Origin of the sequence: Anaerococcus degeneri, from assembly GCF_017874475.1 — a bacterium.
Taxonomy (GTDB): Bacteria; Bacillota; Clostridia; order Tissierellales; family Peptoniphilaceae; genus Anaerococcus; species Anaerococcus degeneri.
The window spans coordinates 123,515-148,784 of sequence record NZ_JAGGLO010000002.1 but is presented as its reverse complement, the minus strand read 5'-3'; the positions used below and the strand labels follow the sequence as shown (position 1 = coordinate 148,784).

The following is a 25,270-nucleotide window of genomic DNA, read 5'->3' as shown; positions in this document are numbered from 1 at the left end:
ACTTTTTTGTTTGCACCTTGCTAGTTTGTAATTTTTATTTTGTAAAGAATAAGCTTAAATTACAAATAAAGAGATATTAATTCAAGTGATATTTTTCTATAATAGTCAGAGGAGTGTCCTCGAGATCTCCAATAATAAACCTGCTATAAACTTCTGTAAAGTTCTTAAAGTCGATATCATCTAGTATTTCATAATAATCTATTATATTTACAATCTTGTTATTTACCAGTTCCCCATAAGAATTTTCCCATGGTGAGACTTTTAGTTTTTCGTTGAAGTAGGATAAAAGTTCAGATTTTTTATTATCAAAAAAATCTTCTTGCACTTTTATTAAGACTAGAGATAGTTCAAAAATTTTTGCCCTATCCTTATTTTTCCTTTCTTTAATTTTCGATTCTTTTAAGAGCAAAACAGAGAAATTTTTAAGATTCATAAAAATTGACCCTCCTCCATCGTTCTAGTAATTATATACCCAGTTTTATCCCAATATTAAGTATTTCCTAGAACATCTTGGTCCAGGATTTATAAGGACCATTTCGACAGAGTGAACCTAGCGAACGATGAGGAATCTTATATATTAATAGTCAGAATAAAGGGAGAGATTAGCCAAAAATCTACACAAAAAACCAGGACTGTTTTCATGTCCTGGTTTGTCTTTATTTTTCTATTTTTACAACTAAGGCCCTCATCAAATCATAGGCTTCTTTTAAGGATATTCCCTCATTTTCAGCTAAATCCTTGGCGGATTCGTATTCTGGATAGGTATAAACTTTATCCTTATATCTAACTTGCTTTGCAAGGTAGTCCTTGTTCTTATAAGAGATTTCGATAATTTCCCTATCTAAGATTGTCCTATCGAGATCAAATTTTCTCACGCCTATGGAGGTGGTTTCTCTAAAAATTATATCCTCGATTTTTTCTTCGTCACAAGCCTTATAGATTACAGATAATTTATAGGCTGGACGGTTTTTTTTCATAAAAATCGGGCTGTAGTAGCAATCTAGGGCGATTTCCATGATTTTTTCTAAGGCAAACCCCAAGATTTCTCCACTGGTATCGTCGATATTTGTTTCAAGTAATTTTATTGTTTTTTTTTACCAGTTTCTATTTCAATTACTCTTAGGATATTAGTGGATTTTTCGAAGTCCTTGTTGCCGGCTCCTAGGCCGATTTTTTTGATTTTAAAACTTTCTGGAGCTTTTTTATAGAAGTATTTGGCTATTGCAGCTCCGGTTGGAGTGATGTGTTCGCCTTCTTCTCCTATAAAGTTAAGATTTATGTTTGAATCTGCTAGGATATTGGCTACAGCTGGCACAGGGATTGGCATTGGGCCGTGGGCACACATTTGATAGCCGAATCCTTCGTAGAGGTCTGAAAAATAAATATTGTTGGCGCCTAGGTCGTCCAAACAGATGCAAGTGCCGACAATATCAATTATAGAATCGATGGCGCCTACTTCATGGAAGTGGACTTGGGATTTGTCAATGCCGTGGGCTTTGGCTTCTGCATCGCCAATGATGTCAAAAATTCCTAGGGCGTTCTTCTTGATATTTTCATTTAGGTTTGAAGAATTGATTATCTTTTCAATATCGTCTAGGTTTCTGTGAATATGGTCGTGGCTATGATGGTGGTCATGGTCGTGAGAATGTTCATGAGAATGGGTATGACCATCTTCGTGTGTGTGTTCGTGGCAATGTTCGTGGTCGTGGTCATGGTCATGGTGGTCATGGTCGTGAGAATGTTCATGAGAATGAGTATGACCATCTTCGTGTGTGTGTTCGTGACAATGTTCGTGGTCGTGGTCATGGTGGTCATGGTCGTGAGAATGTTCATGAGAATGAGTATGACCGTCTTCGTGTGTGTGTTCGTGGCAATGGCAGTGGTCGTGATCATGATCATGATCGTGACTAGCTAGGATTACGTCAAAGTTATAGGCGTCAATGCCATTTTTCTTTACTTTTTCAAAAACCAATTCATAGCCACTTAGGCCAAGAGATTTGATTCCTGATTCTAATTTCTCCTTGCTTGCTCCGAGGTCTAAAAGAGCCCCTATGGTCATGTCACCAGCGATTCCTGAGTACATTTCAAAATATAGGTCCATTATTTGTTTCCTTTCGCTATTAGCCTATTTATCTGGCAGGCTTGGTATGCCGCACCGTAGCCGTTGTCGATATTAACCACGCTTACCCCTTCGGCACAGGAGTTTATCATTGATAGAAGGGCGGTTATCCCTCCAAGATTTGCCCCGTAGCCGACTGATGTTGGAACAGCTATAATTGGCTTATCAACAAGGCCTGCAAGAACTGTTGCAAGGGCTGCTTCCATGCCTGCTATGGCTATAATTACATTTGCTTTTTGTATTTCTTTTGTCTTATCTAAGAGCCTGTGGACTCCTGCAACGCCCACATCCCTGTAGGATTTTACCTTTGCCCCCAAAAACCTAGCTGTGATTTCAGCTTCAAGGCTAATTGGCAAATCGGATGTGCCGGCAGAGACTATGGCGATTTCGCCGATTTTATCAGTCTCTTTGGAGTAGTCAAGGCTAATAATTTGGGCAAGGTCTGAATACTCAACATCAGGTATGATTTCTTTTACGATTTCGAATTGTCTACGGCTTGCCCTGGTGCCGATTACAGATTCACGTCTGTCGTAAAAGGCCTTAAAAATTTCTATAAGGCTCTTGTCATCCTTTGATGCACAGTAAATTGCTTCTGGGAAACCACGTCTTTCCCTTCTTGAGAAGTCGATTTTAGCATTTTCCCCTACATCTGCATATCCCTTGTCTTCAAGGATTTTAAGGGCGGCCTCTTCAGAGATTGTGCCCTTTTTTATTTGTTTGATTAAGGTTTTTTTATCCATTATAAGATCCACTTTTTCTTTTCTTCTTCACTTAGGCCTTCATCCATTGATCCTGACCTAAAACCTTCTAGGTCGACAGTAACATAGGAAAAGCCAAGATTTTTAAATTCTTTTATCACTTGGTCTTTTTTATCAATAAAGGCCATAAAGTCATTTGGAGTTAGCTCTATTCTTGCAATATTTGAGTGATCTCTAACCCTAAATTTTATAAAACCTAGGTCCCTTATAAAAGCTTCTGCTTTTTCAAGTCTGTCTAGTTTCGCTGGGGTAATCTTTGTACCGTAAGGAAACCTAGTTAAAAGACATGGGGCTGATGGCCTTTTGGCAACGCTTATTTTAAGGTAATCCGCAAGGGCCCTCACCATTTCCTTAGAAAAACCAGCCATATTTAGGGGACTTACAACCCCGAGGTCCCTTAGGGCCATGAGTCCTGGCCTATAAACCTTGTGGTCATCGGTGTTAGTCCCGTCTATGACGTAACCGTAACCGAGCTCGTCCTTTAATTTTATAGCTTGTTTAAAAAGGTGACTTTTGCAATGGTAGCACCTGTCTTTTGAATTATTAACTATGTGGTCATCTATAAAGATGTCCACATCCTTTATGAAAAGTTTGACTCCCATCTCTTCTGCCAAGTTTTTGGCATTTGTGAGGTCTTCTTCTGTAGATGATGGAGCCTTAAAAAACATAGCGACTACATCGTTTTCATCTTTTCTTAAGGAAGTAGCGATTTTTAAGAGTAGGGCAGAATCGACTCCACCAGAAAAAGCTAAAACTACTTTTTCTTTTAGTAAATTTTCTATGATATCGTAGAGTTTTTTACTTGAATTTTCCATAAAACACTCCTTTTTTTGAAAAATAATAAAAAATAATTAAGCCATATAAAAATACAGCTTAATCTTTTCTATGTAAATAGGTCCAAATGGACCTATACATAACAATGTAATCGAGTGTTAACGATAATTGTAATGCATATTCATTGTACTGATAGGCTTAAGAAAATGCAATCATCTTAATTAAGTCTTGATTTTTTTCGGGTATAATATTAAAAGTTAAAAGAGAAAAATAAAGGAGTTTTTATGAAAAACAACGCAAAAAGGTGGATAGCTGTGGGCATTGCCCTAGTCATCCTACTAGGCTCAAGTCTATCAGGATTTAACAAGGACAAAAAAGAAGAAATTGGCATGTCCTATCTCAACAAGATTGGCAAAAAAGCCCTAGTAGACGAAGAAGTTTTAAGCGGTACTAACCCAAAGGAAAAAATTAAAGTAGTTGACCTTAGCGGAGTTATCCAATTCGGATCAGCTAGCGATTTTGTAATTAGTGACCTAAAGGCAGCGGGAGAAGACCCAGCTGTTAAGGGAGTCATCCTATCAGTAAATTCACCAGGCGGCTCTGTTTATGTGTCAGAGCAAATTGCCAAGGAAATTAAAAACTTAAGGGCAAAAAATATCCCAGTTTATTCTGTAATGAGAGAGATGGCTGCATCTGGCGGTTATTATGTATCAGCACCTACAGATAGGATTTACGCCTCAAATGAAACCTTAACCGGCTCAATTGGCGTAATCATGCAGATGTATTCGCTCCAAGGACTTTTTGAAAAATATGGAATCAAGGAACAAAATATCACCTCTGGCAAGATGAAAGACGCTGGCAGCCAAGGCAGAAACCTAACAGATGAAGAAAGAAAATACTTCCAAGATCTTGTAAATTCAGCCTACAATAGATTTGTAAAAATAGTTGCAGATGGCAGGGGCATGTCCGAAGCAGATGTTAAAAAAATCGCAGACGGCAGGGTATATGACGGATCTCAAGCCATTAAAAATGGCCTTGTTGATAAGATTGGGGACCTAGATATGGCTATTGAAGATATGACAAAAGAAAATAAGCTAACAGACCCAGTCGTAGTTTCTTCTTCAAGTTTTACACCTTCCCTAATGTCATTTTTCCAAAAGGCCAAGGACTATAGGCAAGGAGCATCTGATCTTGCTATTATCAAGGAATTTATGGACAAAAATACCCTAAGCCCAATGTACCTATACGGGGGAGCTTATGGAAAATAAAGAAGTTTTAATAGATAGGCAAGAATTTAAAGAAAGAAATTACGCCCACGCTTACGCATCTTTTGGAACTAGGGCCATCGCTTTTATAATCGATATGGTTATAGTAGGAGCTTTAAATAAAATAATTATAGGAATCCTTGGCCTTAATCCAGAATTAAGCTTTTATGGTTTTGCTATGACTGATATTCTTAGCTGGGCAATAACACTGGGATATTTTACCCTAGCAAGCCTTATAACCAAGGGCCAAAGCCTGGGCAAGATTATTACAGGGATTAGGGTTGTAAGTCTAACTTCAGACAAGCTTGACCTTGGTCAAATCCTAATCAGGGAAATAGCTGGCAGATTTATCCAAAACACCATTATGTTTGTCTATCTTCTTCCGATTTTCACACCAAAAAAACAAGGACTAATCGACTTTTTTGTCGATACAGCAGTTGTTAAGGAAGATGCCTTTATAGATTTATACGGGGTGGATTTTAGGTAAATTTGTTTTTATTAGCAAATATACTTTTAAAAAACAAAAATTTTTAGGAAAAACAGCACAAAGATAAGCTTTGAAAGCCTTTGTGCTTTTTTTATCTAGATTTCGCACCAGCCCCTATATAAGGTATGATAGATATAGATTTCGATAAAATACCACTACATCTAGTAGTAAGTTTGGAGTTATGAATGAAGATTATTAAAAGAGACGGGTCAAAAGTTGATTTTGAATTGGAAAAAATCAAAAGAGCTATATTCAAGGCCTTTAAGTCGGTAGATTCTACAATTACTGATGAAAAGCTTGAATACATTGCCCAAAAGATTGTAAGGACAATCGAGGAGAAGTTGCCAGCCGACCACACTGTGACGGTAGAAGAAGTTCAAGATTTGGTTGAGCTTAATCTAATCGATGAAAATTATTACAGGGAAGTAAAATCCTTTATCCTCTACCGTGCCAAGCACAACATGGATAGGAAGGTAATTTCCGACTTTAGCACTTATGTATCCGATAAGGACCTAATGGAGATAATTTCCAAGGTTCAAAGAGAATTTGATAGCCAAAGGTATCCTATAGAGTCACTTTATTTCAAGTTTGAGTCCTTCACTAAGCCAGAAATGAACGACAAGGAAGTTTTAGACGCTGTAATCCGTGCTGCAAGCGAATTAACCAGCAAGGAAGCCCCAGATTGGGAAATAATCGCAGCAAGGTTTTTAGCCTACAAGATAAACCTAGAAATAAGAGAAGAGGAAGAACGCTACGAGATCTACGACTTTAAGTCAAAGCTCAAGTTCTTGACAGAAAAAGAACTCTACGGGGCCTATATACTCGAAAATTACTCGTCAGAAGATATAGATGAACTAGAAAAATATCTAGACCATAAGAGAGATGACATTTTCACCTATTCAGGCCTAGATTTATTGAGAAAAAGATACCTAATCACTAACTACGATGGCCGCATCTTGGAAAGGGTCCAAGAGATGTTTATGGGAATCGCTATGCACTTAGCAATTCCAGAAAAAAATAGGGTCGCCTTTGCTAAAAGACTTTACGATATCTTATCAACTCTAAAGGCAACTATGGCAACACCAACTATGACCAACGCTAGAAAGCCATTTAATCAGCTTTCATCATGCTTTATAGAAACTGTTCCTGATACCCTAAAGGGAATTTATAGGTCCATCACCAATTTTGCCGAAGTTTCTAAACACGGTGGCGGCATGGGCATGTATTTTGGAAAAGTAAGGGCAAATGGGTCTGACATCCGTGGTTTTGAGGGAGTTGCAGGTGGGGTTATCCGTTGGATAAGGCTTGCCAACGATACAGCTGTGGCAGTTGATCAGCTAGGCGTTCGCCAGGGGGCTGTGGCAGTTTATCTTGATATTTGGCATAAGGATATGCCTGAGTTTTTGGGACTTAGAACCAACAACGGCGATGACAGAATGAAGGCCCATGACGTCTTCCCAGGAGTTTGCGTGCCAGATTTATTCTGGAAGCAAGTGAAAGATAACATGGAAGGTGACTGGTATATGTTCGACCCACATGAGGTTGTAAAAAAATATGGCAAGGCCATAGAAGATACTTACGGAGACGAATTTGAAGAATTTTACAAAAAATTAGTTGCCGATAAGGAAATTTCTAGAAGGGTCATGCCAATAAAAGATATGGTAAGGCTTCTAATCAAGTCTTGGTCAGAAACAGGCACACCTTTCATTTTCAATAGAGACTTGGTAAATAAAACCAATCCAAACAAGCACATGGGAATGATTTATTCATCAAATCTTTGCACAGAGATTGCTCAAAACATGAGCACATCAGAAACTGTTTCTACAGAAATAGTCACAGAAGATGGAGACATTGTTATAGTGAACAAAACCAAGCCAGGCGACTTTGTGGAATGTAACCTAGCAAGCCTAACCCTTGGTAAAATTGATGTGAATAATGCCGAAGAGCTTGAAGAAACTGTAAGGACAGTTGTAAGGGCTCTTGATAATGTAATAGATCTAAACTACTACCCAACCCCATATGCGGAAGTTACCAACAAAAAATATAGGGCAATTGGCCTTGGCACCAGCGGCTACCACCACATGCTAGTAAAAAATGACATCAGGTGGTCGGACGAAAAAGCTCACGCAGCTTTTGTTGACAGGGTATATGAGGATATAAATTATTATGCCATCAAGGAAAGTGTGGAAATCGCCAAAGATAAGGGATCCTACAAAGTCTTTGAAGGAAGCGACTGGCAAACAGGAGCCTATTTTAAAGATAGAGATTATTCTTCAGAAAGATGGGAAAAACTCGCTGCAGATGTTAAAAAATACGGCCTAAGAAATGGCTACCTAATGGCAATAGCCCCAACAGGATCAACATCAATAATTTCGGGCACATCGGCAGGAGTAGACCCAATCATGAGCCGCTATTTCCTAGAAGAAAAGAAAGGCGCCATAGTCCCAAGAGTGGCACCAGGATTAACCACAAAGACCTTCTGGCTCTATGAAAATGCCCACGATATAGACCAAAATATCTCAATGCGCATGGCAGGAATCAGACAACGTCACCTTGACCAAGCCCAATCGGTAAACATCTATATCACCACCGAATACACCATGAGACAGATTTTAAATGTCTACCTAACAGCGTGGGAAGCAGGAGTGAAGAGTATTTACTATGTGAGAGGAAAATCACTTGAGGTAGAAGAGTGTGATACTTGCTCCGCATAGGATTCTTACAATTAATAATGGATTTTTTGTTTGATTTACAAAGTTTCTATTTATTAGACGATAAGTTTATATATCTTGATTCTTCGGAATTAGGTAAATAAAATAAAATTTGTTATTCACTTGGCAACTCCGTTTTAAGGGGAGGCCCAAGGGACCTTCCGCAGGGTCCCTCACCCGCCTCCCCTTAAACCCCTCTCGGCTACACCCCCGAGCGGCTCCTTGGCGGAGTGCGGATAATGATGCTTGCCTTTTAGGCAAGCTTTTTTTGTGTAGAGAGAACTACCTTGTATAAGATTACGTATCTCCCCACAGATTTCTAATCGTCGGGTTGCTAAAAACTGATAACTCACTAACGCTCAAACAATCAGTTTTTTTAACGCAACACTTGATTAGAAATCTTTGCCTAATAAAGGAGAGAACTAGCCTCGAGGTTCTAGAATGTCCCAGGCTCGTTTGGCTTTGCCAAACATTGCTAGATGAGTTTTTCATTTTCAAACGAAGAGTTAAAAAACTTAAGATTAAGTATTTTAAAATCCCAAGACTCCGTAAAGAAAATTGCACTGACAGCAACTTACGAATAAAAGCAATATAAATACTGTGAACTAATTAAAAATAAAAAGCACAAGTTAGACGAGATTGCAATTTTTAGGAGGCTTGGGATTTTAAAAAAGTTTGGATATAGTACAACTTAAACAAGGACACCGCCATACCAACATGTTTGCCGATAGGCAAACACAATATCCCCCGAGAGGGGTCGCCCGGAGGGTGTAACGGAAGGGGTTTAAGGGGAGCCGATGAGGGAACGTGCGAAACGTTCCCTAGGGCTCCCCTTTTTACGGAGCAGTCACGTCAATGACTAAGAAATAATAAAAGATAATAATTAATATTGTATTAAAGAAAAAAAGATAATTTATCTCGGATAAGAAAAAAGATAACTTATCTCGGATAAGAAAAAAACACAAATATCTGGTATAATAATATTATAAGAACAATTCATCTTGGATGAAAAAAAGGAGTTTATTTTGTTAATTTTATTTATTGCAAATGCTATTTCATTATTTTTAATGAGTAATTTTATCAGCCATATTTCATTTGACAAGACTTCGGCGCTTATTATTACAGCTATTGTTTTGACCCTGCTTCAGAGAGTTGTTGAGCCTGTGCTTAGGTTTTTTGCCTTTCCAATTACTATTTTAACATTGGGTTTATTTTCCTTTGTTATCAGTGCCTTTGTTTTGTATTTGGCTTTTAAATTTGTTGATGGGGCCCATATTGATTCCCATCTATTTAGTTTGGTTTTTGCATCAATTATTTTGTCATTTGTTTCATCTGTTGTTTTAAATATCATTTCTTAGGAGGTAGTGATGGAAGAAAGTAAAAGAAAAGAAGTCGAAAAGCGTGGGATTTTCAATGAAAATGGGGATATTGATCTTGCTAAGAGAAAAATTATCCAAGGTAATACCACAAACCTTAACGATTTTAACAACCTAAAATACACCTGGACATCAGATTGGTACAGACAGGCTATGAACAATTTCTGGATTCCAGAAGAAGTAAATTTAAATCAGGATATAAAAGATTACAGGAATCTTGACGAGCACGAAAAAAGAGCCTATGACATGATCATTTCTTTTTTAACCTATCTTGATTCTATCCAGACTGCAAATTTGCCAAACCTACAGACCTATGTAACTGCAAATGAGATTAACCTTTGTCTGTCAATCCAGACCTACCAAGAGTCAATCCATTCTCAGTCTTATTCATATATTCTTGATACCATCTGTTCGCCAGAAGAAAGAACCAGGATTTTATACCTATGGAAGGAAGACGACCACCTTCTAAGACGTAATGAATTTATCGGTGACCAATATAACGAATTTTTGGAAAGGGATAATGAATTCCAATTTGTAAAGGCCCTAATTGCAAATTATATCCTTGAAGGAATCTATTTCTATTCAGGATTCTCCTTCTTCTACAACCTAGGAAGAAATGGCAAGATGCCAGGAACTGTTCAAGAAATCAGATACATCAACAGGGACGAAAACACCCACTTATGGCTATTTAGGTCCTTGATCAACGACCTTAAAAAGGAAAGGCCAGACCTTTTCACACCAGAAGCAACCCATATTTATAGGGAAATGCTAAAAGAAGGTGTACGCCAAGAAATCGAATGGGGCAAGTATGCTATAGGTGATAATATACCGGGCCTTTCAACAACAATGATTGAAGATTATATCAAATATTTGGGCAACCTTCGTGCCAAGGGACTTGGCTTTGAGCCACTCTTTGAAGGCTATACAGAAATCCCACAATCAATGAAATGGGTAGATGAGTATTCAGATCCAAATGCAGTTAAGACTGACTTTTTCGAAGCAAAAGTAACTGCTTATTCTAAATCATCAATAATTGAAGACGACCTTTAAAATAAAGGGGCTGTTGCAGAATGAATAAATCGTCCCAATATCACCAGAGGAACCTATAAGAAAAATTTTACTCCATGAGCTGGCAGGCTATAGCTGGCCTGCCGGCCTTAAGAGGCAAAATTTTCTAAGAGAACCCTCTGCTGATGGGACGATAGTTATTCACAATTTGCAACAACCCCTTTTAAATTCAAAAATTTTTTGTTTAAATTTAAAGTTTTGGTATTTATAATAATTTTTAAAATTTTTTGGTGTTTTTAGTTAATGTTTCATGTGAAACATTATTTCTTAATTGATTCTTTAATTGAATCGGCCATGGAAATGGCGAGTGATTTGTTGGCTATAGGACCTACTACTATTATTGTGAGATAGGTGTTTTTTCTTTTTGTGACAAACTTTTTTCCTGTAAGGGTATTTTCTTTCATATAAAGCCTGATTTCCCCTTCTAAAATCCCGCCGTCTAGGCTAACCTTGCCCATATTTATCAAACATGTTGAGTAGATTAGGTCTCCTGAGTTTAGGTTATAGGCATCGTAAAGATTCCCATCGACCCTGTCTTCCTTCATTAGGATGGCCCCTATGGATTCGTTGTTTTCCCTAGCTAGGTAATATTTAAATCCGTCGCCTTCTTGTTGGAGGTAGAAATTTTCTGGGATTTTAATACCAAGGCCTGCAAATTTTTCTTCCTTTGTGGCAAAGACTGTAAGCTTATCTTTGTAGTCGGCAAAAGACTTGTTAACTTCGAAAGGATCATCTCCAGAGGTGTAGGCTGTCATGAGGATATCGGCCATGATTTTTCCGCCAAGATTTGGCCTATCTTCTTTTATTACAAAATAAATGGTTGTGTTTGTAGATTTTATAAAAAAGTGGGTGTAGGAATATTCTTCCTCTTTTGTTATAAAATATGCACTATCAAGACCTGTAAAAGAATTTTTTATTGGTTTTGAAACTATTTTGTCTTTTAGTTCTTCATCCCTAATTATCTTTTTGGATAGGTCGATTAGGTCGGAGGAATCTTCCATAGACTTAAAACTAAGGAGGACTTTGTAGGATAAATCGAGGGGGAAGTCCACAAAATAAGTGTCTTCTTTTTTAAAAAGTTGGCACCTGTCGGGTATCCTAAAAAATATGTCACCCATCCTTATTTCCTTATTGTAGTCTAAATTCTCCAAGTCTTTTTTTGTGTAAGTATCATTTTTGACCGAACTTGGATAGGCGATTAGTCTTTGGCCAGTGAGGAGACTATCGTCTTTAGTAAATTCGCTTAGTTCACCAAGGGGATAGGTCTCTTTTGTATTTTCTTCTTTTTTATCACAACCTACTGCCAATATAGCAAATAAAGCCATTAACAAGATTTTTTTCATAAATTTTCCTTTGAATTGTAAAATATTAGTCTTATTTTGTCTAGACTATACCCGTTTTGGGTAAAAATATGATATAATTTAATTAGCATTAGGGGGTGAATTATGACTGATGACATTTTAAATCAAGTGAAAAAAGCCGAAGAATCGGCAGCCCGTGAGCTTGATTTGGCCAAGGAAGATGCCCGAAAGCTAGTTGAAGAAGCCAAGATTAAGGCGGATGAATCTTATAAAGAAGAGATTGACCGAGCCAAGAATAAGGCTAAAAAACTAGTTGAGGATGCCAAAGCCAAGGCCCTTGAAGAAAGTAAACCGGTGTTAGAAAAAGCAAGTGAAGCATCAAAGGAAATCAAACAGAGAGATTTGACTGATTTATCAAAGACTGTAGACTCGCTTGTAGAAAGGATTGTAAATAATGGCAATAGTTAAGATGGATAAGTTTAGCTTGCTTAGTTTCAATGACAAGCGATCTAGCCTACTTAACATTCTTCAAAATTTTAACTATGTGCATTTTAATGACCTAAAATTAAAAGAAGACGAATCCTATCTTAAAGAGGTTGAAAACTCAGCAGTCCTCAATTCTATAGAAGAAAAGCAGGATAAGCTTAAATATGCAGTGGAAACTGCAAAGAAGTATTCGAATGAAGATTTGCCAAATGACCTTAAAAGACTAGATATAGAAAATGTCTATAGGCAGTCAGAAAATTTTGATTTTAACCTTATTTATGATAAGTTACTAAAATTAGTTAAAGAAAGGGAAGGCCTGGTTGATAAAAAACAGGCTAATGATACTAGGATCCAAGATTTAAGTCCATGGAAGGATGTAAATCTAAATATAAACGACCTCTACGAATCAGAAAGGGTCTTTGTAGAAACTGGCTCAATTTCAAGTCAATTCTACGATAGCCTTAGAAAAGAACTCGTAGAAAAGCATTTAGAAAAATCCCTAGTCTATAAACTAAGCGAAAGAGATAAGATTAGCTATATAGTAGGCATTGCTTCCCTTGATGAAAAAGAAGAATTTAATGAAATCCTCAGAGAATTTGGCTTTACCAGGATAAGGATAAAGGCGGAAGGACCTGTAGGAGAAGAGCTTGAAAAATTAAAAGCTAATTCTAAAAAGTATAAAAACGATATCAGTAAATTAGAAGAGGAAATTGGCGGTTTTGCCAAGTATATGGATGACTTCTACCTTTATGAATCTTTTCTTGAAAATGAAAAGAAAAAGGAAGCAAGCGTTGAAAACTTCTTAAAAACCAAGTCTATGGACGTGATTGAAGGCTTTGTCCCATCAGATATGGCGGAGACTTTTAAAAAGGACCTTACAAGTGTCCTTGGCGAAGAATATATCCTTGATATAGGAGAAGCCGACCTTGATGACCCAGACGTGCCAATTATCCTAGATAACAATTCTGTAGTAGAACCTTTTGAGTCGGTAGTAGAAACCTACGCTCTACCAAGATATAACGAAATAGACCCATCCCTACTTGTAGCAATATTTTATACAATCTTTACTGGGTTTATGATTGGTGACTTAGGCTATGGAATTTTGGGAGTTATTGGAACAATTTTCCTACTAAAGAAAAAAGATTTTCCAAAGTCTAGCGAAAAAATGGTCAAGCTATTTTTGGCTATTTCCCTTTCAGCTTGTTTCTTCGGAATCTTGTTCGGTTCGGTTTTTGGCGGCATAATCGAAGTGCCATTTGGCTGGATTGATACCCAAAAAGATGTCTACACCCTAATCGGCATGAGTTTTGCAATAGGTACTGTAGCCCTTATGGTAAGTGTGGGAATGACTATAGTTATACACCTTAAAAACAATAGGCCACTAGATGCTATATATGATTCACTATTTACATATCTTTTCCTTGGAGGAATTGGATATTATGTTTATAGCAAATCAAAAATCGGTCTTTATGTAATGGCAGCTGGTATGGTTGGTATCCTCCTATTTTCAGGAAGAGATGCAAAAACAATCGGCGGCAGACTTGGATCTGGTTTTTATAATGTCTACGGACTTACATCTTGGATAGGAGACTTTGTATCCTTCCTAAGACTTATGGCCCTTGTTTTATCAGGCGGCTTTGTAGCCTACGCAGTAAATGTTATTGTAAAAATGGTAGGAGGAGCAGGATTTTTTGGCCTCTTGGGCGGAATAATTATCTTTGTGATTTTCCAAATCTTTAATATGTTCCTATCCTACTTATCAGCATACGTTCACGGCCTAAGATTAATTTACGTAGAAATGTTTAACAAGTTCTACGAAGGCGGTGGAGTTAAATTTAGAGAAATGTTAGAAGATACTAAAAAGATTATCATTAATAAAAGGAGGAAATAATGAGTAACTTTTTTATTGAAAATGGCGGAATTATACTAGCAGTACTTGGAATGGCAATAGCTACATTTTTACCAGGTTCAGGTTCAGCTAAGGGAACAGGTATGGCAGGTGAGGCAGCAGCAGCACTAACAGTAGAACAACCAGAAAAATTTGGTAAGGCCCTAGTATTACAATTACTACCAGGTACCCAAGGTCTTTACGGATTCGTTATAGCATTCTTTATCATGCTTAGACTTGACGGAAATGTTGACTTTGCAAAAGGTCTATACTTCTTTATGGCAGCCCTACCTATTGCCATAGCAGGTTATACATCAGCTATCGCTCAGGCTAAGGTAGCAGTTGCAGGTATCAACATCCTAGCTAAAAAAGAAGACGAATTTATCAAGGGCGTTGTATACGCAGTAATGGTTGAGCTTTACGCAATCCTAGCCCTAGTTATTTCATTACTTCTAGTTCTAAGAGCATAATATTAGGATAAGATTATGAATAATCTTGATTTAATATTAGAATCTATAAAAAATAAAGCAGAAGAAGAAAAAAATCAGATATTAGATCAGGCAAGGGCCGAGGCCAAGGAAATCACTGACGCAGCCAAGAAAAAGGCAAGCGAAGAGGGAAAAGCAATCATGGAAAAGGCAGAAAAAGAAGCTGCTATAACCCTTACAAATGAAGAACTTTCTTCATCTCGTAAGGCCCGTGATATAAAAATAGGAGCCAAAAACGACCTTATAAACCAAGTTATAGACAAGGTCCTAGCTGAGCTTAAAAACCTAGACGAGCAATCCTACAAAAAATTTGTCCTTAAAAGGCTCGAGGGCTTCCCAGAATCAAATGCTGAAATCATCCTTAAAAAAGGAATGGAGTCTGTCTTTAATTCAGAGGACCTAAAGGGGCTTAAGATTTCAAACGAGACCACAGACGATGGTTTTATAATAAAAGACGGCAATGTCACCTATGACAATTCTTTTTCATCAATAATTGATTACGAAAAAGACCAAATCAAAAAAATAATATCTGACGCACTTTTTACTAAGGAAGAAATATGAAAAGAGAAAACTTCATAGCAGCTTCTACGTCCACAAGGATTTATGAAGATGATCTGCTTAAGGCCCGTGACCTTGAAAGACTAAATGACTATGAAAGTTTAAGTGAAGTGTTAAATGCTCTAAACGACTCATCCTATGCCAGCGCAATCTCAGAGCTAGATAGGGATGAGGAGTACGAAAAAATCCTCAACAAGGAATTAGTAAGGGTTTATGAAAAAATAGACGATGTGACTCCTGATAAAAATATCAGCCAGTATTTAATCGAAAAATATAATTTTCATAACCTAAAACTTTTAGTAAAAGAAATTATCCAAGAAGAAGATTTTTCAAAAATCTATTCGCCTATGGCAAATGTAGACACAGCCTTTATCAAAAGGGAATTATTGAAATCTGCAGACGGCCAAGTAAGTATTGCTTCCGTTGGGAAAAAAGAAGATAGGGAAATCTACCTCGCCTATGCCCAAAAGGCACTCAAGGCTTATAGGGAAAGCGAAAACCCAGCCATGATAGACATATCTCTAGATAAGTCCTATTATGAAAGGGAACTCGCCCTTGCAAAGGCAACTGGAATAGAAACGCTCCTAGCCTATACCAAGGAAACAATCGACCTTGTTAATATCAAGACCCTCTTAAGAATAAGGGGACAAAAACTTGATTTTGATCATTTGAAAAATTCCTTAATAGACGGCGGCAATCTTGATAAAAATGACATCCTTGCCATGATAAGTATGGACGTAAGCGAGATTGTCTCTAAGACTTCAAGCCTTAAGGTAAACTCTTATCTTAAAAAAAGCTTAGACAGGGACAAAAAGGATTCTGAAAATCTTCTCGACCTAGAAAAGGCCATCGATGATCACTTTATGGACTTTGCCAAAAACGCCAAGTCTATGACCTATGGCCCAGAAGTTTTGCTAGGATTTTTGATTGCCAAGGAGCAAGAGATTAAAAACCTAAGGATAATCTTTATCTCTAAGTTAAATTCACTTCCAAAAGACTTTACTAGGGAAAGGTTAAGAGAAACTTATGTATAAAATTGGAGTAATTGGCGATAAGGATTCGATTTTAGCCTTCAAGGCCATAGGAATTGACGCCTTTACAGCCATTGACGAAAAAGACGCAAGTAAACTAATAGACAAGCTTGCTAAGGACAATTACGGTGTGATTTTTATCACCGAAGCTATGGCAGAGCTTTGTCATGAAACTATAGATAAATACAGAGAATCTATGACTCCAGCCATTATCCTAATCCCATCCAACAAGGGATCAATGGGTATCGGCCTTGCTGATATCAACCGTTCGGTTGAAAAGGCAGTTGGAGCCAACATTCTAAATTAAAGGAGCTTAATTTGAATATAGGTAAAATTACTAAAGTATCTGGACCACTAATAGAGGCAGAAGGCCTAACCGATGCTAATATCTATGACGTGGTTGAGGTATCAAAGGATAAGCTCATCGGTGAAATAATAGAGATGAGGGGAGATGTCGCAAGTATTCAAGTATACGAAGAGACAACTGGTATAGGCCCTGGCGATGAGGTTAGGTCAACAGGAAGACCTCTATCAGTAGAGCTTGGACCTGGTATGCTCGAGAGAATGTACGATGGTATCCAAAGACCACTTGAGAAACTTGAAATGCTTGCAGGAAATTTCCTAGAAAAAGGAGTAACAGCACCAGCCCTAGATAGGGAAAAACTTTGGGATTTTGAACCTCTTGCCCAAATTGGAGACCAAGTTGTAGCTGGAGATATACTAGGAAGTGTAGAAGAAACCACAGTTATTACCCACAAAATCATGGTGCCTTACGGAATAAGCGGCAAATTAAAAGATATAAAAGCTGGTGAGTTTACAGTAGCTGACACCATTGCTGTTGTAGAAACAGAAGATGGTGATAAAGAAATAAACATGATTCAGTACTGGCCAGTAAGGCAAGGAAGACCAATCAAGGAAAAAATCGACCCTAACGAACCCCTAATTACAGGTCAAAGGGTAATTGATACCTTCTTCCCAGTTGCTAAGGGCGGTACAGCAGCAATCCCAGGACCATTTGGTTCAGGTAAGACCGTTGTCCAACACCAAATCGCAAAATACGCTGACGCTGACATAGTAATCTACGTTGGTTGCGGCGAACGTGGTAACGAAATGACTGACGTACTTAATGAATTCCCAGAACTAGTTGACCCAAAAACTGGCGAATCAATCATGAAACGTACAGTCCTAATAGCAAATACATCAAACATGCCAGTAGCAGCCAGGGAAGCATCAATCTACACAGGTATCACCCTTGCTGAATACTACAGGGATATGGGCTACAACGTAGCTATGATGGCTGACTCTACATCCAGATGGGCAGAAGCCCTCCGTGAAATGAGTGGACGTTTGGAAGAGATGCCTGGTGACGAAGGTTATCCAGCCTATCTTGCCAGCCGTGTTGCAGATTTCTACGAAAGAGCCGGTAAGGTAAGAGTTTTAGGAAATAGGGAAGATATTGGTACCCTTTCTGTAATCGGGGCTGTATCTCCTCCAGGTGGAGATATGTCAGAGCCAGTAACCCAGGCTACATTACGTATTGTTAAGGTCTTCTGGGGACTAGATTACGATCTTTCTTACCAAAGACACTTCCCAGCTATTAACTGGTTATCATCTTATTCACTTTACCAAGACAAGATGGATAAGTTTATAGATGGCAATGTTGACGAAGAATTCTCAACTATGAGAAAACGTGCCATGAGTTTATTACAACAAGAATCAGGCCTCTTAGAAGTAGTAAGGCTTGTAGGACGTGACGCCCTATCTGATGATGATAAGTTAAAATTAAATGTAACTAAATCTATCAGAGAGGACTACCTCCAACAAAACGCCTTCCACGATGTGGATACCTACTGCTCACTAAATAAGCAAGATAAGATGCTAGGCATCATTCTTTATAACTATGATAAGTGCCTAGAAGCCTTATCAAAAGGCGTTGAAATCAAAGAAATCGAAGGCCTTGACGTTAACGAATCAATCTCAAGACTAAAACTAATTAGCGAAGATAATAAGGAAAGATTTGACGAAATCAGATCTGAAATTGACTCAGCAATTAGCAAGCTAATAAAGGAGGCATAGACGGATGTTAAAAGAATATAAAACAGTAACAGAAGTAGTTGGCCCTCTTATGCTTGTTGAAGGCGTTGAGGGAGTAAACTTCGAAGAACTAGTAGACATCAAACTTCACACAGGTGAGCACAGAAGGGGCAGGGTTATAGAAATTAACAAGGACCGTGCCATGGTTCAGCTTTTTGAAGGATCAACAGGTATCAACCTTGAATCCACATCAGTAAGATTTTTGGGTAGACCTCTAGAACTTGCTGTAAGTGAAGATATGATAGGCCGTGCCTTTAACGGCCTAGGTGAAGCTATAGATGACGGTCCAGAAATAATTCCTGAAGATAAGAGGGATGTTAATGGTACAGCAATAAACCCAGTATCAAGAGACTACCCTTCAGAATTTATCCAAACTGGAATCTCAACCATAGACGGCCTAAATACTCTTGTACGTGGCCAAAAACTTCCAATCTTTTCTGGAAACGGTCTGCCACACAACCAAGTAGCAGCCCAAATCGCCAGACAAGCTAAGGTTTTGGGAGATGACGAAGGCTTTGCGGTAGTATTTGCAGCTATTGGTATCACCTTCGAAGAAGCCCAATTCTTCATGGATGACTTTAAGAAAACAGGGGCTATCGACCGTTCAGTGTTATTTATGAACCTTGCTGACGACCCAGCAATCGAACGTCTTTCAACACCTAAAATGGCCCTTACTTGTGCAGAATACCTAGCCTTTGAAAAGGACATGCAAGTACTTGTAATCATGACAGACATGACCAACTATGCAGAGGCCCTTCGTGAAGTATCTGCAGCCCGTAAGGAAGTACCAGGCAGACGTGGTTATCCAGGTTATTTATATACAGACCTTTCAACAATCTATGAAAGGGCAGGTAAGCTTCGTGGCAAACCAGGAACAATTACCCAAATTCCAATTTTATCAATGCCAGAAGACGACATTACCCACCCAATCCCAGATTTGACAGGCTATATCACAGAAGGACAAATTATCCTAGACCGTGGACTTTATAACCAAGGTATTGCACCACCAGTTTCCATCCTTCCATCCCTATCAAGGCTTAAGGATAAGGGTATAGGCAAGGGCAAGACCCGTGAAGACCACGCAGATACCATGAACCAAATCTACGCAGCCTACGCTTCAGGTGTGGACGCTAGAGAACTTCAAAAGATCTTAGGTGACTCTGCTCTATCAGATGCAGACCTAGCCTTTGCTGAATTTGCCAAGGCCTTTGAAGAAAAATATATCAACCAAGGTTATTACACAAATAGGTCAATCGAAGAGACTCTTAACTTGGGTTGGGAACTTCTAAAGATAATTCCAAAATCAGAGCTTAAGAGAATTGACGACGCCCTAATAGAAAAATACATGGACTAGCCTATGGCAAGATTAAAAGTAACCCCTACTAGGATGAACCTAAACACCCTGAAGGGAAGACTTGCCACCGCCAAAAGAGGATACAAACTTCTAAAAGATAAACAAGATGAGCTTATGAGACAATTTCTTGAACTAATTAGGGAGAATAAAAAACTCAGAGAGGAAGTAGAAAAGGAACTATCAGACTCCTTTGCAGCCTTCCTCATGGCATCAGCCTTTATGAGCCCAGAAATCCTCGAAGAAGCGGTAAGCTTTCCTACCCAGGAAGTTGGCGTTGACATTACGACAAAAAACGTCATGAGTGTTAGGATTCCTAAGATGGAATTTAAGGTAAATGTAAACGAAAAAGCCTCAATGTTTCCATACGGCTACGCCACAACAAGTGTTGGCCTTGACCAAGCAATTTTGAAGCTAAACCATGTCACAGACAGGCTCCTAGAACTAGCTGAGCTTGAAAAAACAACACAGCTAATGGCAGATGAGATTGAATCGACAAGAAGAAGGGTAAACGCCCTAGAATACAGGACCATCCCAGACCTTGAAGAAACAATCAAATACATCAGAGCCAAACTAGAAGAAAACGAAAGAGCAACTATATCAAGATTAATGAAAGTTAAAGATATAATTTCTGAAGAAAGATAAAAAAGACCACCGATTTTTCGGTGGTTTTTTGCTGTGTGAATTTATCATGTTATCCGACATTTCGACGACCGAGGAAAGGAGAAATCTTATAAAGAAAAGACAGACTCAGATAAGGAAAATCACAATCAGATTTTTTTAATAAATTAGACTAAAAATTTCAAAATAATATTTATTATAGGTAATTTCGTTCTGATTTTAGGTAAAACTAGATATAGTCGATGTTTTACACTTTCTTATATTCTAAAATTAAGTATAATGTTAATCGTACTCTTTTTGAGATATTATTTGATTTACTTAATTTTATATAGAGGAAGGTTTTTTATGAAGAAGAAAAATATGAAACTCGCCCTTTGTGTGGGCCTTGTTTCGATAATTTTATCAATATATATTTCCCTAAGTGGGATAGATACTTTTGCGACTGCTTGGGCACTTTTTCCGCCAGTCCTTGCGATTTTTATGGCTCTTTTGACCAAGGAAGTTTATTCTTCCTTGTTTTTGGGAATCTTAGTCGGAGGGATTTTAGGATCTGGTGGTTCACTTTCTAAATCCCTTGACAATGTGGTTAAAGATGGGCTTATAGCTTCTGTTTCCCAAACTGCAGGAATTTTTATCTTCCTTGTTGTTTTGGGAATCATGGTTGTTTTGATAAATCATTCGGGCGGGTCAAGGGCCTTTGGTGAATTTGCCCACTCAAAGATTAAATCGAGAAAGGCAGCCCAACTTTCGACCTTTTTCCTTTGCTCCATGCTTTTTATTGACGATTATTTTAATTGCCTGACATCGGGTTCTGTCATGAAGCCTGTGACTGATTCTTACAAGATTTCAAGGGCCAAACTTGCTTACATCATCGACTCAACAGCAGCTCCAATTTGTATGATTGCACCGATTTCATCTTGGGCAGCGGCGGTTTCTGGATATGCTGAGGGGATTTCTGGCATAGAAATGTTTGTAAGGGCCATTCCTTTCAATTTCTATTCGCTTTTGACCTTGGTTTTTGTAGTGTCAATCATACTTTTTGACAACGACTTTGGACCGATGAAGGATGTTGAGAAAAAAGCAATGGAAACAGGAGACCTTGGAGTGGTTAAGACTACTAAAATTACAGCAGAAGACGGCAATCCAAATGGAAAAGTGATTGACCTTATCTTTCCGATTTTAGTTTTGATTGTAGTTTCTGTTTTATCTTTAGTCTACGTTGGTGGATTTTTTGATCCTGAAAATGAATTTTACGGAGACTTTGTAAATGCCTTTGCTAATACAGATTCATCTGTGGCCCTTGCTATGGGATCTCTTTCTGCCCTTATCATTTCCATAATTTATTTTGTAATGAGGGGTGTCCTTAGTTTTGAAAAGTCAATGGATAGTTTGTCTGAAGGATTTTCTTCTATGGTTGGGGCGATTTTAATCCTAACCATGGCTACAAGCCTCAAAAATATTTCAAACGACCTCCTGGGATCCCAAGCCTTTGTTGGAAATCTAATGAAAGGGGCAGTTGGCAGCCTAAATTCATTTTTGCCTGCAGTTATCTTTGTGGTTGCAATCTTCCTTGCCTTTGCCACAGGAACAAGTTGGGGAACTTTTGGGATTTTGATTCCAATCATAACTGCCATGTTTGAAATAGGTCAGCCTCTGTTTTTCATAGGCATTTCTGCCTGCCTATCTGGGGCCGTTTGTGGTGACCACATTTCGCCAATTTCAGATACAACCATAATGTCATCTGCAGGTGCAGGTTGTGTCCACGTTGATCACGTCAAAACCCAGTTAGCCTATGGTCTTACAGTAGCAGGCGTTTCCAGCATTTCCTACATCGTAGCTGGCTTTACCCATTCGGCAATCATTTCCCTTGCCTTTGGAATTTTTGTAATCATGGTCTTTATGGTGGTTTTAAAATCTATAAACAAAAATAAATCCCTAGCCTAAGTGCGGGGATTTTTTTGACAAGGAAGTTACTATCCCATAGAATGATTAAGATATTTGAAAAATAGGAGCTTATATGGAATATATTTATAAATTTGATACGGACAATGGTTTTGAAGAAACGACCATGCCAAAATTTTATGATGCCATAGAAGACGACGACTTTTACCTAATGTATTTAGGAAAGGCTGATTTTATTGACTTTGCTAAAAAATATAAGCTTGACAATGCCTTGGTCGACCTCCTTGTCACAGAAAATAGCAAAAAATCCTATGTGGCAGTAGAAGACACTTACACTTTTGCGATTTTAGAACTTTTAGACATTAGGGGCAATCTTGACACCTCAGACCTCATTGGTTTTTATATAGAAAATAATAGGCTAGTTGTGGTTGATATGTACGACAAGGACGATTCTACTACACGTGCCTTTAACAAGATGGTAGCCAAGAGATTTTCATCAAGGTCGCCAGGCCGTGCCTTAAAACACTTCATAACAGCCCTAATTGACAAACACACAGGAATTTTTGATTCTATAAAGGACTCCACAGCCCAGATTGAGGATTCGATAATAAATAACAAGTCAAACAAGGATAAGATAGGGGTAATTTCTGATAATAGGCACAAGGCCCTTAATCTTTACACATCCTACGAGAGACTCCTAGATACAATTGAAGTTTTTGTAGAAAATGAAAATGAAATCTTTGATGATGACGACATCAAACACTTAAAATCTCTGGCCTATAGGGTTGAGAGGTATTCAGCTAATATTTCCTATTTGTCTGACTACATTACCAATGTCAAGGACTCCTATGATTCAAAAATGGACCTAACTATGAACTCAACTATGAAAATCCTCACAGTTGTAACCACGATTTTCACCCCGATTACAGTCCTAACTGGCTGGTACGGAATGAACTTTGAAAACATGCCGGAACTCAGCTGGGAATTTGGCTATATGTACATCATTGGCCTATCAATCCTAAGCGTCATCGTTTGCTATCTATTATTTAAAAAGATTGACAAATAGGGTCTGCCTTTGACAAGGATAGGTCTTGTAGATATAGTCAAGGTATATTACATATGTGATATAAACTATTGAAATCAAGCCGTTGTTTCTTTAACAGTCACAAATCCGTCACAAATATATTAATTAGTTACCTTATATCATTTCTACAGCCTGTTTTGACAAATCCATTGTCTTTTTGTTGGTGTGAACATAATTGTTTATTATAGTTTCTACCCTATCACCTGCAAGATAGGCAACTGTTATTATGTCCGTTTTGTTTTGTACAAGATTAGTAATAAAAGTGTGCCTGAAATCGTGAGGGGTTAAACCCTCTAGATGTGTTCCCTCTGTAATTCTTTTTAATTCAATAGCTATTTTTTGACCCATAGCCTTTTTGTTAAAGATTCTGTTACTAATATCAATAGTGGTTTGACTCTTTTTCCATTTCTTTATATAGATTCTTAAATTACTATGGATTGGAATGGTTCTAACAGAATTTTCTGATTTTGGTTCTCTAAATTCACCATACTTATTACTAAATTGTTTATTTATTATGATATTATTATCTGTTATACAATCCCACGTTAATCCAGATAATTCAGAAATTCTTAATCCTGTGTGATATAGAATAATTACCCCTAATTTCACATCATCGAATTTGATTCTATCAAGCAAAAATTCATAATCTGTTTTTGACAATACAAAAGTTTCAGGCTCTTTTTTGATTTTGCCTGTTTTGAATGGATTAGAGATTTTGAAATCTAACTCATTGATTAAAAAGTTATAGAACATTCTCATATATTTAATATGTGATTTTGATTCTGTTTTATTTCTTTTAAGTATTTCAAGCTTACTTACTTGATATACTGTTTTATCATCAAACCAATCAGCGTTATCTATATTACTTTTAATTGTGAAAAACGTACTCTCTCTAACCTCTAGTTTTTTGTATTCAAGAAATACGTCTTTTAATTGCCTGATTGTCATTTTGTCATAATCATTCTCAATCTTTTTTTGCCATTCAGATGATGTGTTTATTGCCCATTGTTTGGCGTCTGTATTCTTGACAAAAGTTTTTGATTGTACTTGTTTCCAGGTGTTACCTTGTTTTTGTCTTATTATAGCTTGCCAATTTCCTGTATCTTTACGTTCTCTTAAAGTATAAGACGTTTCCATAATTTTCTCCTTTCTGTAAAATGTGTTATAATGAAAATAGCATATCAAGGTATGCAAAAAGAGACTCTTGCTTTTGTGGTGATTAGCGTGGGTCTTTTTTATTATTTGTCATTTATGGCATTTTCTCTTTTAGTATCTAATTCGTTATAATATTCAGTGCCATTAACTAGTAGATACCATGGGTCGTGTTTGTAGTATCCGCCAGAGTCTTGTTCTATTCCATCCCAGTCGAAGATGAATTTTATCCTTGAGTTATCAGAATCTTTGTAAGTAACTATATAAGCATCGTGTTTTGGACTATAATTTTGAATAGCCACATTAAAATCACCCTTAGCAACACTCATTTTTATTCCAGTTTGCTTTTCTACATAATCTTGAGCAAAGACTATAGCCAACTCTTTTCTATCCTTTTCAGACAATTTCTTGCCAGGCTCTCTATCGTTTGTAGATTGTGACGAAGGTTCGTCGACTGGTTGCTCTTTTGTATTGGTTTCTACTAGTGTTTTTTCTATTGATTTTGTTTCAACATTTCGAGATGATTTTAATATATTGTTGTCATTTTTTAATTTTTCTATCTCTATTTTCAGTTCTTTATTCTCATCTTCGAGTTCACCAACCCTTTTTAATAATTGTTCATTAGTAGAATTATCTACATTGGAGGTTCTTGAAGATGTGCAAGATTTTAATAAAACTATTAGTAAAACTACTGGTATTATTAATAATAAATTTCTCTTTTTCATTATCTGCTCCCTAGGGTGTACATACCTATCA

The 25,270-nt window shown here is 37.5% G+C and carries 24 protein-coding genes; 16 read left to right on the top strand and 8 right to left on the bottom strand.

Annotation, left to right across the window (positions count from 1 at the left end; all coding sequences use genetic code 11):
- Positions 1-76: 76 nt before the first annotated feature.
- From J2Z38_RS04070 to larE, 5 genes are all read right to left on the bottom strand, one after another.
- Positions 77-433 (bottom strand): hypothetical protein, encoded by a 357-nt coding sequence (locus tag J2Z38_RS04070; RefSeq protein WP_209772763.1) that lies wholly within the window; start codon positions 431-433, stop codon positions 77-79.
- Between the two features lie 223 nt (positions 434-656).
- Positions 657-1,085 carry a nickel pincer cofactor biosynthesis protein LarC2 gene (gene larC2 / locus J2Z38_RS10630; protein WP_209772844.1) on the bottom strand — a complete coding sequence of 143 codons (429 nt, stop codon included), beginning with the start codon at positions 1,083-1,085 and terminating at the stop codon, positions 657-659.
- The gene (gene larC, locus J2Z38_RS04060) at positions 1,082-2,101 is read right to left on the bottom strand and encodes a nickel pincer cofactor biosynthesis protein LarC (protein ID WP_209772759.1); all 1,020 of its coding nucleotides are present in this window, start codon (positions 2,099-2,101) and stop codon (positions 1,082-1,084) included. Before larC ends, larC2 begins: the two co-directional genes overlap by 4 nt.
- On the bottom strand, positions 2,101-2,859 hold the full coding sequence (larB, locus tag J2Z38_RS04055) for a nickel pincer cofactor biosynthesis protein LarB (RefSeq protein ID WP_209772757.1): 759 nt from the start codon (positions 2,857-2,859) through the stop codon (positions 2,101-2,103). Before larB ends, larC begins: the two co-directional genes overlap by 1 nt.
- Positions 2,859-3,692, bottom strand: coding sequence for an ATP-dependent sacrificial sulfur transferase LarE (gene larE, locus J2Z38_RS04050; protein WP_209772754.1), 834 nt, complete (start codon positions 3,690-3,692; stop codon positions 2,859-2,861). The genes larB and larE overlap by 1 nt, the downstream gene beginning before the upstream one ends.
- Before the next feature lie 243 nt (positions 3,693-3,935).
- Between larE and sppA the strand changes: the two genes are divergently transcribed.
- From sppA to J2Z38_RS04025, 5 genes are all read left to right on the top strand, one after another.
- On the top strand, positions 3,936-4,919 hold the full coding sequence (gene sppA, locus J2Z38_RS04045; RefSeq protein WP_209772751.1) for a signal peptide peptidase SppA: 984 nt from the start codon (positions 3,936-3,938) through the stop codon (positions 4,917-4,919).
- Positions 4,909-5,403 carry an RDD family protein gene (locus J2Z38_RS04040; RefSeq protein ID WP_209772749.1) on the top strand — a complete coding sequence of 165 codons (495 nt, stop codon included), beginning with the start codon at positions 4,909-4,911 and terminating at the stop codon, positions 5,401-5,403. Before sppA ends, J2Z38_RS04040 begins: the two co-directional genes overlap by 11 nt.
- Before the next feature lie 185 nt (positions 5,404-5,588).
- Positions 5,589-8,117, top strand: a complete 2,529-nt coding sequence (locus tag J2Z38_RS04035; RefSeq protein WP_209772747.1) for a ribonucleoside-diphosphate reductase subunit alpha — start codon at positions 5,589-5,591, stop codon at positions 8,115-8,117.
- Between the two features lie 1,022 nt (positions 8,118-9,139).
- Positions 9,140-9,472, top strand: a complete 333-nt coding sequence (locus J2Z38_RS04030) for a phage holin family protein (RefSeq protein ID WP_225304639.1) — start codon at positions 9,140-9,142, stop codon at positions 9,470-9,472.
- Positions 9,473-9,481: 9 nt separating this feature from the next.
- A complete protein-coding gene (locus tag J2Z38_RS04025; RefSeq protein WP_209772743.1) occupies positions 9,482-10,540 on the top strand; it encodes a ribonucleotide-diphosphate reductase subunit beta in 1,059 nt (352 codons plus the stop codon).
- A 278-nt stretch (positions 10,541-10,818) separates the two neighbouring features.
- Here J2Z38_RS04025 and J2Z38_RS04020 read toward each other — a convergent pair whose 3' ends face one another.
- The gene (locus J2Z38_RS04020) at positions 10,819-11,901 is read right to left on the bottom strand and encodes a hypothetical protein (protein WP_209772741.1); all 1,083 of its coding nucleotides are present in this window, start codon (positions 11,899-11,901) and stop codon (positions 10,819-10,821) included.
- Between the two features lie 102 nt (positions 11,902-12,003).
- Between J2Z38_RS04020 and J2Z38_RS04015 the strand changes: the two genes are divergently transcribed.
- The 11 genes from J2Z38_RS04015 to J2Z38_RS03965 all read left to right on the top strand — a co-directional run bounded on the left by J2Z38_RS04015 (position 12,004) and on the right by J2Z38_RS03965 (position 23,344).
- Complete coding sequence (locus tag J2Z38_RS04015; protein ID WP_209772739.1) at positions 12,004-12,327, top strand: hypothetical protein; 324 nt, start codon at positions 12,004-12,006, stop codon at positions 12,325-12,327.
- Positions 12,314-14,236 (top strand): V-type ATP synthase subunit I, encoded by a 1,923-nt coding sequence (locus J2Z38_RS04010; RefSeq protein WP_209772736.1) that lies wholly within the window; start codon positions 12,314-12,316, stop codon positions 14,234-14,236. The genes J2Z38_RS04015 and J2Z38_RS04010 overlap by 14 nt, the downstream gene beginning before the upstream one ends.
- Positions 14,236-14,703 (top strand): V-type ATP synthase subunit K, encoded by a 468-nt coding sequence (locus J2Z38_RS04005; RefSeq protein WP_209772733.1) that lies wholly within the window; start codon positions 14,236-14,238, stop codon positions 14,701-14,703. The genes J2Z38_RS04010 and J2Z38_RS04005 overlap by 1 nt, the downstream gene beginning before the upstream one ends.
- A gap of 15 nt (positions 14,704-14,718) precedes the next feature.
- Positions 14,719-15,282, top strand: a complete 564-nt coding sequence (locus tag J2Z38_RS04000; protein WP_209772730.1) for a V-type ATP synthase subunit E — start codon at positions 14,719-14,721, stop codon at positions 15,280-15,282.
- Positions 15,279-16,313: a V-type ATP synthase subunit C gene (locus J2Z38_RS03995; protein ID WP_209772728.1), complete on the top strand. Its 1,035-nt coding sequence runs from the start codon at positions 15,279-15,281 to the stop codon at positions 16,311-16,313. Before J2Z38_RS04000 ends, J2Z38_RS03995 begins: the two co-directional genes overlap by 4 nt.
- Positions 16,306-16,617, top strand: coding sequence for a V-type ATP synthase subunit F (locus J2Z38_RS03990; protein ID WP_209772727.1), 312 nt, complete (start codon positions 16,306-16,308; stop codon positions 16,615-16,617). Before J2Z38_RS03995 ends, J2Z38_RS03990 begins: the two co-directional genes overlap by 8 nt.
- Positions 16,618-16,628: 11 nt before the next feature.
- Complete coding sequence (locus J2Z38_RS03985; RefSeq protein ID WP_209772725.1) at positions 16,629-18,386, top strand: V-type ATP synthase subunit A; 1,758 nt, start codon at positions 16,629-16,631, stop codon at positions 18,384-18,386.
- Between the two features lie 4 nt (positions 18,387-18,390).
- On the top strand, positions 18,391-19,758 hold the full coding sequence (locus tag J2Z38_RS03980; protein WP_209772723.1) for a V-type ATP synthase subunit B: 1,368 nt from the start codon (positions 18,391-18,393) through the stop codon (positions 19,756-19,758).
- A 3-nt stretch (positions 19,759-19,761) separates the two neighbouring features.
- Entirely contained in the window at positions 19,762-20,400 is a 639-nt protein-coding gene (locus J2Z38_RS03975; RefSeq protein WP_209772721.1) for a V-type ATP synthase subunit D, read from the top strand.
- 321 nt (positions 20,401-20,721) lie between these two features.
- Positions 20,722-22,320: a Na+/H+ antiporter NhaC family protein gene (locus J2Z38_RS03970; protein WP_209772719.1), complete on the top strand. Its 1,599-nt coding sequence runs from the start codon at positions 20,722-20,724 to the stop codon at positions 22,318-22,320.
- A 73-nt stretch (positions 22,321-22,393) separates the two neighbouring features.
- Positions 22,394-23,344, top strand: coding sequence for a magnesium transporter CorA family protein (locus J2Z38_RS03965; protein WP_209772717.1), 951 nt, complete (start codon positions 22,394-22,396; stop codon positions 23,342-23,344).
- 132 nt (positions 23,345-23,476) lie between these two features.
- Here J2Z38_RS03965 and J2Z38_RS03960 read toward each other — a convergent pair whose 3' ends face one another.
- Together J2Z38_RS03960 and J2Z38_RS03955 are read right to left on the bottom strand one after the other, a co-directional pair.
- A complete protein-coding gene (locus tag J2Z38_RS03960; RefSeq protein WP_209772713.1) occupies positions 23,477-24,499 on the bottom strand; it encodes a tyrosine-type recombinase/integrase in 1,023 nt (340 codons plus the stop codon).
- Between the two features lie 101 nt (positions 24,500-24,600).
- The gene (locus tag J2Z38_RS03955) at positions 24,601-25,239 is read right to left on the bottom strand and encodes a hypothetical protein (RefSeq protein ID WP_209772710.1); all 639 of its coding nucleotides are present in this window, start codon (positions 25,237-25,239) and stop codon (positions 24,601-24,603) included.
- Between the last annotated feature and the right edge of the window lie 31 nt (positions 25,240-25,270).

Bases quoted from the DNA above. Each gene is read 5' to 3' on its own strand.
- J2Z38_RS04070 (WP_209772763.1), bottom strand. From the start codon at position 433: ATGAATCTTAAAAATTTCTCTGTTTTGCTCTTAAAAGAATCGAAAATT.
- larC (WP_209772759.1), bottom strand. From the start codon at position 2,101: ATGGACCTATATTTTGAAATGTACTCAGGAATCGCTGGTGACATGACC.
- larB (WP_209772757.1), bottom strand. From the start codon at position 2,859: ATGGATAAAAAAACCTTAATCAAACAAATAAAAAAGGGCACAATCTCT.
- larE (WP_209772754.1), bottom strand. From the start codon at position 3,692: ATGGAAAATTCAAGTAAAAAACTCTACGATATCATAGAAAATTTACTA.
- sppA (WP_209772751.1), top strand. From the start codon at position 3,936: ATGAAAAACAACGCAAAAAGGTGGATAGCTGTGGGCATTGCCCTAGTC.
- J2Z38_RS04040 (WP_209772749.1), top strand. From the start codon at position 4,909: ATGGAAAATAAAGAAGTTTTAATAGATAGGCAAGAATTTAAAGAAAGA.
- J2Z38_RS04035 (WP_209772747.1), top strand. From the start codon at position 5,589: ATGAAGATTATTAAAAGAGACGGGTCAAAAGTTGATTTTGAATTGGAA.
- J2Z38_RS04025 (WP_209772743.1), top strand. From the start codon at position 9,482: ATGGAAGAAAGTAAAAGAAAAGAAGTCGAAAAGCGTGGGATTTTCAAT.
- J2Z38_RS04020 (WP_209772741.1), bottom strand. From the start codon at position 11,901: ATGAAAAAAATCTTGTTAATGGCTTTATTTGCTATATTGGCAGTAGGT.
- J2Z38_RS04015 (WP_209772739.1), top strand. From the start codon at position 12,004: ATGACTGATGACATTTTAAATCAAGTGAAAAAAGCCGAAGAATCGGCA.
- J2Z38_RS04010 (WP_209772736.1), top strand. From the start codon at position 12,314: ATGGCAATAGTTAAGATGGATAAGTTTAGCTTGCTTAGTTTCAATGAC.
- J2Z38_RS04005 (WP_209772733.1), top strand. From the start codon at position 14,236: ATGAGTAACTTTTTTATTGAAAATGGCGGAATTATACTAGCAGTACTT.
- J2Z38_RS04000 (WP_209772730.1), top strand. From the start codon at position 14,719: ATGAATAATCTTGATTTAATATTAGAATCTATAAAAAATAAAGCAGAA.
- J2Z38_RS03995 (WP_209772728.1), top strand. From the start codon at position 15,279: ATGAAAAGAGAAAACTTCATAGCAGCTTCTACGTCCACAAGGATTTAT.
- J2Z38_RS03990 (WP_209772727.1), top strand. From the start codon at position 16,306: ATGTATAAAATTGGAGTAATTGGCGATAAGGATTCGATTTTAGCCTTC.
- J2Z38_RS03980 (WP_209772723.1), top strand. From the start codon at position 18,391: ATGTTAAAAGAATATAAAACAGTAACAGAAGTAGTTGGCCCTCTTATG.
- J2Z38_RS03975 (WP_209772721.1), top strand. From the start codon at position 19,762: ATGGCAAGATTAAAAGTAACCCCTACTAGGATGAACCTAAACACCCTG.
- J2Z38_RS03970 (WP_209772719.1), top strand. From the start codon at position 20,722: ATGAAGAAGAAAAATATGAAACTCGCCCTTTGTGTGGGCCTTGTTTCG.
- J2Z38_RS03965 (WP_209772717.1), top strand. From the start codon at position 22,394: ATGGAATATATTTATAAATTTGATACGGACAATGGTTTTGAAGAAACG.
- J2Z38_RS03960 (WP_209772713.1), bottom strand. From the start codon at position 24,499: ATGGAAACGTCTTATACTTTAAGAGAACGTAAAGATACAGGAAATTGG.
- J2Z38_RS03955 (WP_209772710.1), bottom strand. From the start codon at position 25,239: ATGAAAAAGAGAAATTTATTATTAATAATACCAGTAGTTTTACTAATA.